The sequence below is a fragment of the Paenarthrobacter sp. YIM B13468 genome, from assembly GCF_042788025.1.
Classification (GTDB): domain Bacteria; phylum Actinomycetota; class Actinomycetes; order Actinomycetales; family Micrococcaceae; genus Arthrobacter; species Arthrobacter aromaticivorans.
In genome coordinates this window covers 1-13,108 of sequence record NZ_JBHZPI010000021.1, presented here as the reverse complement: position 1 = coordinate 13,108, position 13,108 = coordinate 1, and the positions used below count along the sequence as shown (strand labels likewise).

Below are 13,108 nucleotides of genomic sequence, written 5' to 3'. Positions count from 1 at the left end.
CCCGGAACCTTCAGAGCCCCACTGCATGGGGGTAATGGCATGCACTCCCACGGAATCAGTGCCCGGTGTTGACTGGAAATACGCCCACCGGTGAAGCGCAGAAAGTGCCCGTCCACCGTCCACACGCAACGACAGGAACAGGAAACATGAACATCACACTCAATAACGGCGTCGTCATGCCGGCACTTGGCCTGGGTGTCTTCCAAAGCGCCCCCGAAGAAACGACGGCGGCAGTCGAGGCCGCGCTCGCCACTGGCTACCGGCACATCGACACTGCCGCAGCCTACGGTAATGAGCGCGAGGTAGGTGAAGGCATCCGCAAGTCCGGCCTGGACAGGTCGGAGGTCTTCATCGAAACAAAGGTCTGGGTCAGCGACTATGGCTACGAGCAGACCTTGCACGCATGGGACAAGGCTGTGGGAAAGCTCGGCGTCGAGTCCTTGGACCTGCTCATTCTGCACCAGCCGGCTCCAGACAGGTTCGAGAAGACCATCGCTGCGTACAAAGCCCTGGAGGCATTGCTTGCTGATGGCCGCGTCCGCGCGATCGGTGTCAGCAACTTCATGCCGCACCACCTGAAGGAGCTCCTCGCGGCCACCGACGTTGTTCCTGCGGTGAACCAGATTGAACTGCACCCGTACTTCACCCAGCCGAACGTTCAGGCTGCTGATGCCGAACACGGCATCCTGACACAGGCGTGGTCACCGATCGGCGGGATCACGTTCTACCCGGGGTGGGGCGAGGAACGAAAGAACGTCATGGACGATCCCACGCTTGCCGGCATTGCGCAGGCACACAGCAAGAGCCCGGCTCAGGTCATGCTGCGCTGGCACCTGCAACAGGGCCGCTCCGCCATTCCGAAGTCCACCAACCCGTCACGCATCGCCGAGAACTTCGACGTGTTCAACTTTGAACTCAGCGCTGAAGAACTTGCAGCCATCGACGCCCTCGACACGGGCAACCGCAACGGCCCGGACCCGGACATAGCCCGGGAAGAGCGTTTTGCCATGGTCATCCGCGAGGCCTAAGAGAAGGAACAAGTACACAACCGCACCATGACATCACCGACGACGAATACACCGGCAGCCAACGCACCATAGGCTTGTTCGCATGGCTGACTTCGTCCTCCGTCCCTGTGTAGCTTCCGACGCCGCGTGGATCGCCGAGCTCCGCGCGGTGGTGATGCGTCTGGATTTGGAACGGCTGGGGCGATTCGATCCCGTCCGTGTCCGCGAGCGCTTCCTCAACAGCTTCCAGCCGGAGCACACCTACGTGATCCATACGGGCGGTGTGGATGCCGGGGTCATTGCCGTCCGCCCGGAGCCGGATGCGCGGTGGATTGAACACTTCTACGTGGCCCCGGCACATCAGGGTAGAGGACTCGGGGGTGCCGTACTCCGACATGTCATGGCAGCGTCCGTGGACGAGAGGCCCTTCCGCCTGGACGTACTGCAAGGAAGCCCCGCCCGGCGACTTTATGAACGCCATGGCTTCGTGCTGGAGTCCGAGGATCCTGTCGACGTCTTCATGATGGCCGCAGCCACCCCCTGACTGAACCAACGCAATACGGTAGCCTCAGCACAAACCTAAGCACCATCGCTGCTGGCTTCCTGGGGGAACAATGGGGATAAATCGAGCGCGGGCTTGGACGTTTGTCAGTGCTGCTGCAGTGGCTCTGGCAGCCACGGTGGCCGGGACCGGGCCCGCTACGGCGGACTCCCAGCCAACACCCGTCATCGACGGCGTCCCGTACGTAGGTGCGGAGCTCCGCCGACAGTACGACTACAACTATTGGGGTTGCCGGAACCCGGACGGCACCTCTGATGCCATCACTTTGGAATGGCTCCGCGACGGCGAGCCACTCCCGGAGGAACGGCAAGGAGACACTCTGCGGATCTTGCCGGAAGACATGGGCAGCCGTATCTCCATGCGCGTTCATCCCCTCACGCCCGGGAACCAGGGTTGCCCAACTGGCACGCAGCTGAGCAGCGAAACGCAGCCCATCAAGGCGTCCAGCAGGGCCATGGGGTGGACCGGGCGCGGCAACTTTGAACCCCTTGCCCGCACCTATGATGGCAGGCTCATCCTTTACCCACGGACGTACACCTACTACAAGGGCGCCTGCGAGGGGCCGTGCCCATCGTACTGGGGTTCCTGGGACGAACCCCGCCAAGTAGGACAAGGGTGGAACGTCTTTGACATTGTCTTCTCCCCCGGCGACTTTGACGGCGATGGGTACAACGACCTCCTGGGCAGGGACTCTGCCGGAAAGCTCTTCCTGTACCCCGGCGACGGTGAAGGCGGCTGGCTTGCCCGGGAACAGGTGGGCCAAGGATGGGCAATCTTCGACGCCATCGTGGGCCCGGGCGACTTCAATGGCGACGGCACCAACGATGTGCTGGCACGCGATGCCGCAGGCGGACTATTCCTCTACGCCGGCGACGGCGAAGGCGGCTGGCTTCCCCGTGAACAGGTTGGGTGGGGCTGGCAGGTCATGAACAAGATCATCACCGGCGGAGATATGAACGCCGACAGTGGCGTAGATATTTTCGGGCGCGACCAATATGGCTATCTGCGCCAATACCCCGCTGACGGCGAAGGCGGCTGGGAGGAACCTGTCTGGCTCGGCACTGGTTGGGAAACGTTCTCCGAGGTGGCCGGACTTGGCAGCTCCAGCCACACGAAGTACAACGACCTCGTCGCCGTTGACCCGAATGGCGACCTCGTCACCTATGCCACCGGCGCTTCAACCACAGGCATGTACGGCCCCTATGGCCCCATCGGCACGGGGTGGGACGTGTTCAAGGAACTGCTCTAGCCTTCGGGCGGCTAGAGCGATCCACGGCTGGTGGCACTGCTTCTTCAGCTTCGTGGATTCCGGGCCACCGTCACACCGTCTTCGTGAGATGCTCGCGCTGCACGGCGCCGGATTCCTGAAGTTCCTGGGGCCGGGAATGTGGGTTCGCACCGACGAATCAACGGGCCGGTTTGTGGCCGGCTCCTTCCAGTCACCCGTGGTGGTGGATGCGTCCGCGTACATCGAGGCACGATTGCCCTCAGCGTCCGTGGAACGTTCGGCGAGTCCAGCTTTGGCAGACCTGCACGACGCCGGATGGGGCACCGAGCAGAGGTTGCTCACCTCGGAGGGTCCACACTCCACGGGCAAACTCCTGGTCTCCGGGAATCAAAGGGTCCTGTCCCCTGTTGGTACTGCACAGAGCACTTTGTTTGCGGTGGGACCGTGGACGTCCGGTTGGGGCGCGGGAGCGTTTGCCCGCCCCAACTGAGTCGCAGTTAAGCGCGTTTTGACCGCCCAAAACGCGCTCAGCTGCTACTTACTTGGGCTATATCTACGAAAGCGCGATCCCCGCGTCGGTCCCCTGCTGGAGGAACTCGCCGTCGACCCACTCTGCGCAAGCATTTGGCTTTCAGCAAGGATCTGGTCCGGCCCAGCTAAGCTATGCGCATGGCCAACGAACCCATTGCAACAACTGCTGAAAGACTTGCCACCATCCAGCAGGGGTACGCCCTGGAAGGTGCCACCATCGAGCTGGGTGCGGCGATCGTGGACGGTGAAATCCACAAGGAGGCCCAGGTCCGGCTCCCCTTGGCGATGATGAACCGCCACGGCCTCGTGGCCGGCGCCACCGGTACTGGCAAAACGGTCACGCTGCACATGATTGCCGAGCAACTCTCGACGGCGGGTGTTCCAGTTTTCCTCGCGGACATCAAGGGAGATCTTTCGGGACTGGCGACGGCGGCTACGGGCAGCGAAAAGTTGAGCGCACGCACTGAAGCCCTCGGCCAGCAGTGGCAGGGAAAGAACTTCCCCGTGGAATTCCTTAGCCTCGGTGGAGACGGCAACGGCATCCCCGTCCGCGCCACCATTACCTCGTTCGGGCCCATCCTGCTCTCACGCATCATGGACCTCAATGAGACCCAGGAATCCAGCCTCCAGCTGATCTTCCACTTCGCGGACAAGAACAACCTGGAACTGATCGACCTCAAAGACCTCCGGGCCGTGATCCAATTCCTTACCTCGGACGAAGGCAAGGAACAGTTGGAGGACCTTGGCGGGCTCTCCAAAGCCACGGCGGGCGTTATCCTCCGGGAACTTGTTGGGCTGGAAGCCCAGGGCATGGAGAAGTTCTTCGGTGAACCCGAGTTCGATACCGCCGAACTCCTCCGCACCGCCCCCGACGGCCGAGGCGTCATCAGCTGCCTTGAGCTGCCCACCCTCCAAACCAAGCCCCTGCTGTTTTCCACGTTCCTCATGTGGCTCCTCGCTGATCTCTTCGAAGACCTCCCCGAAGCCGGCGACCTCGACAAGCCCAAGCTCGTCTTCTTCCTGGACGAGGCTCACCTGTTGTTCAGCGACGCCTCCAAGGCCTTCCTTGAGGCCATCACCACCACGGTCAGGCTCATCCGGTCCAAGGGCGTGGGCATATTCTTCGTTACCCAGACACCCAAGGACGTCCCCGTCGACGTCCTGGGCCAGCTTGCCAACCGGGTGCAGCATGCCTTGCGTGCGTTCACCCCGGAGGATGCCAAGGCACTCAAGGCCACCGTGTCAACGTTCCCCGTCAGCGACTACGACCTCGAAGAGACGCTCACCTCCGCGGGCATCGGCGAGGCCGTCATTACCGTCATGAACGAAAAAGGCGCGCCTACACCTGTTGCCCTCACCCGGCTACGTGCCCCCGAATCCGTGATGGGTCCAAGCACCGATGACCTTGTCCGCAGCACCGTGGCCTCGTCCTCCCTTCTGGTCAAGTACGGGACAGCAGTAGACAACGTGTCCGCCTACGAGAAACTCACCAGCAAGGCCGCGCCCACCACAGGCGACGCCGCGCCGGGTTTGCCACCGGTTCCGGGCAGTGTTCCGGTGGGTTCTGCTTCGGGCGGTTCTGCCGGGGCGCCGTACGACATCGACGCCGAAGCGCGGCGCATCGAGGAAGAGATCCTCGGCCGCCCGAGTTCCCGTCCGGCCCCTGCGCCTTCATCGTTTCCAGAGCCGTCCTCGTTTCCTCCGGCACCTGCGCCGCAGCAGGCGTCCCGGCAGGACGGCGGCATGTTCGGCGACCTTGCCGGCGCACTCGGCGGAGCCCTGGGCGGTGGGCTGAAGAGCATGGTCCGCTCCATGGGGACACAGCTTGGCCGCGACCTCGTGCGCGGCGTTTTCGGTACCTCCTCGCGGCGCCGCCGCTAGCCCTTTTTGGCTGTCAGAAGCCCGACGGCGGGTGGCGGCAAGAGTTGCTGCCACCCGCCGTCGGGCCCTACAGGGAGCGTCTTCGCAGGTCACGCCGACGCCCTCATGCACGGCTATCGCTGCCGCGGCAGGTAACGTAAAGGGCGTGCAGTTGAGTCAAGCGATAGTCAGGACCGCAGCCGGATGGCTGCTCGGTCTGATGCTTGCTGCCGCCGGAGCCATCGTCTGCATCAACCTGGTGAGCTCCTCCGTGGCCAGTCCGCAACAGCCTGTCCGGGAGTACTTGGATGCCTTGCAAAAGGGCGAAGGCGAGCAAGCCCTGGGTCTGTTGCGAGCAAAAGTTCCCAGTGCGAATGCCGCCATGCTCGACGGCACGGCCCTTCAAACAGCCGCCTCAAAACTGTCTGACATCAAACTCGGAAACGCCGAGTCCAGGGGCAGCAACCGTGTTGCCGTGCCCATGGACTACACGTTGGACGGTAACCGGCTCCATACCGAATTCCTGATGGAGCGCACCGGGACCCAGTGGTTGTTCTTCGGCAAATGGGCTTTCGTTCCCACCACGCTGCCCACCATTGAAGTCACCGTGGTCAACTCCAGCGAAGCAGCGCTCAACGGCGTCCCCGTGAACATGCCAAATGGCCACAACACCTTTGCCGTGTTCTATCCCGGCAAATACGAAGCCACCCTCAACGGCACATATTTCGAGGCTCCTCCTACCTCGGCCCTCGTTTCAACCCGGGACGGCGGCCAGGCCCCGCTGAACCTGCAGACGCGGTCAACCAAGGCCTTGAACGAAGCCGTCGCCGGCAAAGTCCGGGAATTCCTGGACACCTGTGCCGCCCAGGCCACCGAACAACAGCGCCTCCAACCTGATTGCCCGTTCTACCACGTCAGCAATGCGCGCGTCGTGGACGGAACCATCAAGTGGGAAATTACCGAGTACCCCAAGATCACCATCGAGCCCTTCGGCGGCAAATGGGTCGTTGCCCCGCTCAACGGCAAGGCAAGGGTTTCCGCCCGCGAGATCAATTTGTTCACCGGCTTGGTCAACGACCTCAACGTGGAGCACGATTTCAGCTTCACCACCCAACTGGACACGGACAACAACACGGTGACCGTCACACCCATGCTGACTTTCTAGGCCCCGCCGCACTGGCCCACCTTTCATCACCTGAGGCGCGCAGTCTGTGCTCGCGCCGGCCCCGAGCTGCCCAAAACTGGGCTGGTTACACCAAGCGGCCCCGACGAAGGACCTCACGAACGTGCCGCAGCATCGCATCCGGCGTGTGGACAACATCGTCGTAGAAGAACCTCAGCACGAGCAAGCCCTGGCGGATCGCCTCGTTGTCCCTCCGACGATCCTTCTTGAACTGACGCGGATTCAGATGGAACGCCAGCCCGTCGATTTCGATAATGAGGAAGCCCTCAAGGAGGAAGTCCACAGTTCCTACGCCGTCGATCCAGACCTGGGTCTCGGTCCGGATCCCCACATCCCTGAACAAGACACGCGCCAAGGTCTCGATTAAGGAACCCGCCCCACGATCAACTTTTGAAAGGACTTCACGGGCCCGCCCGCCCCGGTTGCCCACCAGGTGCCGCCGCAGGTATTCCAACGTGATGTCGCCGCGGATGAAGGCACTTTCGACCATCACCAGTGATTCCAACGCGGGCAGGCAAAGCAGCGCGTGCAACAGGACATCCGGCAGTGCAACGAACGGTTCGCGCCGCGGCTGGGACAGGGGCAGGCGGTGGCTGACGCATCCGGTCGCCCGCCGGCCGTTGCTTTGCCAATAGTGGGGCTCGGTTGGTTGGTGAAGCAGCCATAGGCCATAACGGCCTGCAGCAGACGCGCACGTCAGTAGCGATCTCGCTTTAACTGCCGCAACAAACTCCGGATCCGCACCAGGAAGGCCCAGCACTCCCCGCTCTACGCGCTCAATACAGCCTGCCCGCAGCGCCGCCCGAATCGCGGACTCACTGACGCCGCGGGACTGCACCTGCCTGTTCAAGGCGACGCCACCCAGCTGTCGGAGTACCAGTTCTGCATCCATCCACACAGCCTCCCGCCAAAGCTAGGAAGGCCGGCAGTTCCAAACCGGCGTATGTGGAGAAGTGGGCGCGGCAAACTGGCCCGGTTACGGAGAAGGGTGGGGGCATGAAGAAGCCCGGGTCCTCCCCCTCAAGAGTCAAACCCGGGCCAGTTCAGGAGGCTTTAGTCCATGCCACGGAGATCGAGCACCAGCTCTGATTCACCGTCGGCCTGCAAAATAACCGGGATGCCCCAATCCTGCTGGTACAGGTGGCAGGCTGCGTGGTCCGGAATCTCTCCGTCCTCGGTTTCAGGTCCGTCACAGGCGGCCGCACGGGCAGTGATGTGAAGGATCCCCTCGGGCACGTCGGGCGACAATTCGATGGTCCGCAACAGACCCACCGATGTCCCGCCTCCGGAGACCAGCAGTTCCGGAGGAGTGGAAGAGACCTTCATCTGCGTGGGGTCGCCCCAGCGGTCATCAAGCTTCTGCCCAGTGGGGGCCTTGAAGCGAACGGCCAGCTCCAGGGTTCCAGGTGTCACGGGGCTCTTGGGACGGTGCGTCTGGGACGCACCCTCATCCACCTGCTGGGCTTCCTTGGGGATCGGCACCAAAACCAGTTGATGCTTGTTTGACTCAACCACCACCAGCAGCGGCTCACTGTTGCTGTGGTTAACCACGACGACGTCACTCGGCTCAGCCAGGCCACGCGCCAACGTTGACACTGTCTTCGTCGCGGGATCGTACCGGCGAACGGCACCGTTGTAGGTATCCGCGATCGCTACGGAACCATCCGGCAGTACCGTGACCCCCAAGGGGTGCTGCAGGCGTGCCTCACTGGCGTCGCCGTCACGGAATCCGAAGTCGAACAGACCTTGACCGACGGCTGTCTCCACCGTCACGCCTGTTTCATCAAGTACCAAACGTCGCAGAGAGGAAGTCTCCGAGTCGGCCACCCAGATGTTGTCATCGGCATCAATGGCCAGGCCGGACGACTGGGCGAACCAGGCGTCCTCCGCTACGCCGTCCAACAGTCCTTCCAGGCCCGAGCCCGCCAGGATGGAAACCTGGTTGGTTACGGGATCGAACGCAAAGATCTGGTGCGTTCCCGCCATCGCGATCACGACTCGCTGCAGCTTCGCGCTCCACACCACATCCCACGGCGAGGACAAGGAAACCCCGGTCCCGAGGCCAAGCACCCCGACGTCGATTGCGTCAGCAGCAAAGTCAGCCGGACCGCCGTCGTGGTGTTCGGACCAGGCGCCCGCGCCCGTCTCGGTGACACGGGCAGGACCGGCATCGAGCAAGCGCTGCACACCGTTGCCGGCAACAGTCCGGACATGCCCTGAACTCAACGTCACCCCGCGAAGGCGGTGGTTCACGGTGTCCGCGACCACGGCGTCATAACCGAGCGCAGAAGCAAGCTCGGAGGGAAGAACAGCTATACCTTGCGGCTCGTTGAACTCGGCGGTGTCCGCTTGGCCGTCAGCGTACCCCTTGGTCCCGGAGCCAATAACCCGCTCAACGGTTTTCAGGTCCGGGTGGAGCTCCACCAGGCGGTGGTGCCCGGAGTCGACGACGAGGTAATTGCCGTTGGCCAACTGCGTCGTCTTGCCCGGGAAGCGCAAGGTGCCCGACGTCGGCACAGGAGCAACGTACGGACCGTTACCCCGGTGGAGGGTCCCCTTTGCTTCGTGCTCAGCAACAAGTTCCTCAAGCAGCACGGCGAGGCCATCTGCGTGGCCTTCACCGGAAAGATGCGCCACGATGTAACCCTCCGGATCAACAACCACCAGCGTGGGCCAGGCACGGGCTGTGTACGCCTTCCACGTGGCCAGCTCAGGGTCGTCCAGAACCGGATGATGGATCTCGTAACGCTCCACGGCAGCAGCAAGGGCAACAGGATCGGCTTCGTGCTCAAACTTGGGCGAATGCACGCCGACTGTCACCAGGACATCAGAGTACTTTTCCTCAAGGGGCCGGAGTTCGTCGAGCACATGCAGGCAGTTGATGCAGCAGAAGGTCCAGAAGTCCAGCAGCACAATTTTGCCCCGCAGGGATTCCAGGTCAAGGGACTTTCCGCCCGTATTGAGCCAGCCGCGGCCCTCCAGTTCGGAGGCCCGGACCCGGAGTTGGGTGCGTACGGTTTCGCTCATCAGCGTCCTTCCAGCTTCGTGTTTCGTTCAGTCTTGCGGCTTGCTTCGCCAACGCTTCCCGTTGCGTGGCCTGTTGACGCGCTGTCCCCAGGAGCGGCGCCGTCGGTCGCTTCAGTCGTTTGAGTAGTCAGGGCCGTCGGGTTGGCTGAGGCCGGGCGGCCGGCCAACTTGGCATCGCGGTCAGCGAGCCGGGCAAACATATCGTTATAAGCACTGAGATCGGCGTCGTTATTCCTGTCGGCCGCACGGTCCACCCGTCGGGTCTCCCGCTCGTCCGAGCGTGACCACATGACGGCTACGCCAATTGCCACCAACAAGGTGGGAACTTCACCAATGCCCCAAGCCACGGCACCACCCATTTGCTGGTCTGCAATGGCCGAGGCACCCCAGGTCCGGCCCAGGTTGCCGAAGTAGTCAGCAGCCAGCAGGCCAGTGCCGCCCATGATGGCCACGCCAAAGAACGCGTGGAACCCCATGGTTGCGAGGAGGAGCAGCAGGCGCATGGGATACGGCGCACGTCGCGGCAGTGGATCACTGCCGATCATGCTGAGCACAAAAATGTAGCCCGTCAGCAGGAAGTGCAGATTCATCAGCTCATGGCCGACGTGCTCCCGCATTGCCAGGCCGAAAAGGTCCGAGTAGTAGAACAGCACGATGGATCCCGCGAAGTTCGCAGCGGCGAACAGCGGATGAGTCACCACCTGCGAGAACCGGGAGTGGACGAACAGGAGCAGCCACTCCCGAAGACCCCGCGAACCGTGGGCGCCTTCACCCCGGGAAGGGAGTGCACGCAGCGCGAGGGTCACCGGCGAACCCAACACCAGGAAGATCGGTGCCACCATGGTCAGGGCCATGTGATCCACCATGTGGGCAGAAAACAGTACGCGGCCATAGACAGCTGGCGGACCAGACGTGATGTAGGTGAGAATCACCAGTCCAATCATCCAGTTCACCGTCTTGAACCAGGACCAGCTGTCCCCGCGCTTGCGGACCTTGATGATCCCGAGGATGTAGGAAACGGCGCCGAATAAGGCGACTCCCACCCACAGCCAGTCAAAACGCCATTCCGTAAGCCAGCGCTCGGGGGTAAGTTCAGGCGGAAGCTCATAGCCGGACAGGATGAAGGCCGGCGAGGCGTCCGGTGCGTACGTAGTGGGCTGCGGCGGGGCTGAGCGCCCCAGCGCCACGGCGAGGCCCGACGTCGCGCCCATCACCAGCAGCTCAACCAGAACCAGCTGCCACAGCACCCGGCGGGCAGACATCGAACCGCTCTTTCCCAGCTGAGGTATGACCCACTGACGATGCATGAAGCCGATGCCACCCAGCACCAGGGTGGCAAGTGCCTTGGCAAGGATGATTTGGCCATAGGCAGAGCCAAACAGATCGCCCAGGTTCGTCACGCGGATGGCTGCATTTATCACACCGGACGCAAACACCAGAACGAAAGCAAAGCCTGCCAGGGCCGAGAACCTTCGGAGAGTCGGTTCGGTGATGTCGCTCGTCCCAGACTTCCTGGAACCAGCGAGCAATCCGGAAAGGACTGCGAGCATGATGATGCCTCCCACCCACACGGAGACTCCAACCAGGTGAAGGCCCAGCGAGTTGATGGCGCCTTCGTGATCACTGGAGCTGGAGGAGTGACCGATCAGTGCGGTCGGAATCAGCCCGATCAGGGCAAGCAGGAGCGTAAAGGCGAGGCCAGTCAGCGATCGGACGCCGAAGAGCGCGGTGGTGACAACCGCAGCAATGATGGTGATGGACAGCCAGGCCTTGCCCGTATCTATGTCCGTCATGAAGTACACCAGCGAGCGGGTGAATTCAGCGTCCCCGGAAAGTCCCTGACCCGCGACATCCGCGTAGGTCAATACCAGGACCGCTACGGCGGACAGTGTCCAAGCGGCACCTGCCGCCGCGGCAACGGCAAGGGCGCGTGCAAAAGCTGGATGCTCCGGAGCCTCCAGATCCTTTTCACGGGATCGCGATCCTCTAAGGTTCTTGGGCAGGATTCCGACCGCGAAGATGAGGCCACCAATAACTGTCGCTATGGAAGCGTTGTGGACGGCTTTCGCCACCGGCAAGCCCCATCGAACCAGCGCACCGGGGTCCGAAACCTGGCGGGCAGCAGAAGCACCGGAGAAGACGAGGGCAGCAGCCAAAGTCAGGAAGAGCACCGCCAGTCCAGCAAGCTGCCATGGGACGGAAATGCCCGTGACGGCATTGCCGCCCCGCGCTCCCGGCTTGGGAACAGGCGATGGGGCAGTTGCGGAGCTTCTTGCGGATGGCACCTATCCATTGTCCGTTACGTGCGGCTGCGCTGCGAATCGGGAACCATTTGGGGAGGAGAAGTGGGCATCGGCAAGCAGATGCCGCCTTGGTGTGCGGGACAAGTGATTGCTTAACGGCAAAAGGGACGGCAACCAGTTGGTTGCCGTCCCTTTCAGGCATTCGCCGAAGTTGGAATTACTTCTTCTTGGCGACAGCAGCCTTCAGCTTGGAGCCTGCGGTCAGCTTAACGCTGTGGCCAGCGGCGATCTGGATGGTTTCGCCCGTCTGCGGGTTGCGGCCGGTGCGTGCTGCACGGTCGGTACGCTCAACTGCGAGCCAGCCCGGGATGGTGATCTTCTCGCCAGCGGCAACAGAAGTCTCGAAAACTTCGAACAGTGCATCGAGCACGGAGTTGACGGCTGCCTGGCTCGTGCCAGCCTTGCCTGCTACCTCTGCAACGAGTTCACTACGGTTCTTAGCCATTTACGTCCTCCTGGACTAATACGTTTTTTGAGCTTTCAAGCGGAATGCGAGCAAGCCACTGCTCGAAAACTTACCAGCTTGCACCGACTTGGCCAGCAAATTCCGCGTGTTTCCGCGCTTTTTTGACCAAAATCACCGGTTTTTCAGGGTTTTTGGGGGTGTGGACCGCACATGGCGTACCCTACGGCGTTGAACGGGCCACCATCCAGCGTAAGAAACCACGACGCCGACAGCCACCGCCGGGAGTTGCACGCGGCTAGCCATCGCGGCTTCAGAGCATCCAACCGACGTGGATCAGAAGAGAATACGCTGATACAGGAAGTGGTCCTGCCATTCGCCTGCTATGTGGAGATACGACCGCGCCATTCCGATCCGCTCGAAGCCGGATCGTTTGAGGACTGCCTGCGAGGCTACGTTATGCAGCAGGGTTGCCGCTTGGATACGGTGGAGTCCCAGATCTTCGCTCGCCATGGAGAGAACTGCCTCTACCGAAGAAGTGGCAATGCCCTTGCCGGCGAACGCTTGGTCGACCCAATAACCCAGGTTGGCGTTCATGAATGGTCCACGGACTATGACCGTCAAAGTAATCATGCCAACGACATCCCCGTCATGGAGAACTACCCACGGAACCTCCGTGCCTGCGGCATACTGGCTCAGTTTGCTCCGAACAACGGCCTCTTGCCCTGCCCTGGTATAGAACGCCTCGCTGCGCAGTGGTTCCCATGGGACGAGGTACTCAGCGTTCCGGGTATAGGCGGCCGCCAAGGGCTCGACGTCGGACAGGGACAAAGTCCGAAGGTGGGCTCTTCCGTTCAGGGGGTTCCCAGACGGGACATCCAAAGTTCGGGTCAGGGTCATCATGCGACTCTAGCTCTTTGATTGCCCGTTAAAGTGGGGAAGCCCCGACCGTGGTGGTCGGGGCTTCCCGTTAATTGTTGTCCGGCGGTGTCCTACTCTCCCAC

10 protein-coding genes and 1 pseudogene are annotated in these 13,108 nt (G+C 62.2%); 6 read left to right on the top strand and 5 right to left on the bottom strand.

Features of this window, described 5'->3' with window-relative positions:
- The first annotated feature begins 146 nt into the window (after window positions 1-146).
- The 6 genes and pseudogenes from ACFX4T_RS18550 (at window position 147) to ACFX4T_RS18525 (ending at window position 6,353) form a co-directional block, all read left to right on the top strand.
- A complete protein-coding gene (locus ACFX4T_RS18550; RefSeq protein WP_377653223.1) occupies window positions 147-1,028 on the top strand; it encodes an aldo/keto reductase in 882 nt (293 codons plus the stop codon).
- Window positions 1,029-1,110: 82 nt separating this feature from the next.
- Window positions 1,111-1,551, top strand: coding sequence for a GNAT family N-acetyltransferase (locus ACFX4T_RS18545; protein WP_377653221.1), 441 nt, complete (start codon window positions 1,111-1,113; stop codon window positions 1,549-1,551).
- Window positions 1,552-1,621: 70 nt separating this feature from the next.
- Window positions 1,622-2,818, top strand: coding sequence for an FG-GAP repeat domain-containing protein (locus ACFX4T_RS18540; protein ID WP_377653219.1), 1,197 nt, complete (start codon window positions 1,622-1,624; stop codon window positions 2,816-2,818).
- A gap of 4 nt (window positions 2,819-2,822) precedes the next feature.
- Window positions 2,823-3,284 (top strand): annotated as a pseudogene (locus ACFX4T_RS18535) (hypothetical protein); the annotation flags it as partial.
- 176 nt (window positions 3,285-3,460) lie between these two features.
- On the top strand, window positions 3,461-5,209 hold the full coding sequence (locus tag ACFX4T_RS18530; protein WP_377653217.1) for a helicase HerA-like domain-containing protein: 1,749 nt from the start codon (window positions 3,461-3,463) through the stop codon (window positions 5,207-5,209).
- Window positions 5,210-5,324: 115 nt separating this feature from the next.
- Entirely contained in the window at window positions 5,325-6,353 is a 1,029-nt protein-coding gene (locus tag ACFX4T_RS18525; RefSeq protein WP_216927175.1) for a hypothetical protein, read from the top strand.
- An 85-nt stretch (window positions 6,354-6,438) separates the two neighbouring features.
- On the opposite strand, the gene ACFX4T_RS18520 is transcribed toward ACFX4T_RS18525, so the two are convergent.
- The 5 genes from ACFX4T_RS18520 to ACFX4T_RS18500 form a co-directional block, all read right to left on the bottom strand.
- Window positions 6,439-7,263, bottom strand: a complete 825-nt coding sequence (locus ACFX4T_RS18520) for a DUF559 domain-containing protein (protein WP_377653215.1) — start codon at window positions 7,261-7,263, stop codon at window positions 6,439-6,441.
- A gap of 161 nt (window positions 7,264-7,424) precedes the next feature.
- Window positions 7,425-9,398: an NHL domain-containing thioredoxin family protein gene (locus ACFX4T_RS18515; protein WP_377653213.1), complete on the bottom strand. Its 1,974-nt coding sequence runs from the start codon at window positions 9,396-9,398 to the stop codon at window positions 7,425-7,427.
- Window positions 9,398-11,683, bottom strand: a complete 2,286-nt coding sequence (locus tag ACFX4T_RS18510; protein WP_377653211.1) for a cytochrome c oxidase assembly protein — start codon at window positions 11,681-11,683, stop codon at window positions 9,398-9,400. The genes ACFX4T_RS18515 and ACFX4T_RS18510 overlap by 1 nt, the downstream gene beginning before the upstream one ends.
- A 175-nt stretch (window positions 11,684-11,858) precedes the next feature.
- The gene (locus tag ACFX4T_RS18505) at window positions 11,859-12,146 is read right to left on the bottom strand and encodes an HU family DNA-binding protein (RefSeq protein ID WP_011776355.1); all 288 of its coding nucleotides are present in this window, start codon (window positions 12,144-12,146) and stop codon (window positions 11,859-11,861) included.
- Window positions 12,147-12,440: 294 nt separating this feature from the next.
- Window positions 12,441-13,007 (bottom strand): GNAT family N-acetyltransferase, encoded by a 567-nt coding sequence (locus tag ACFX4T_RS18500; RefSeq protein WP_377653209.1) that lies wholly within the window; start codon window positions 13,005-13,007, stop codon window positions 12,441-12,443.
- Between the last annotated feature and the right edge of the window lie 101 nt (window positions 13,008-13,108).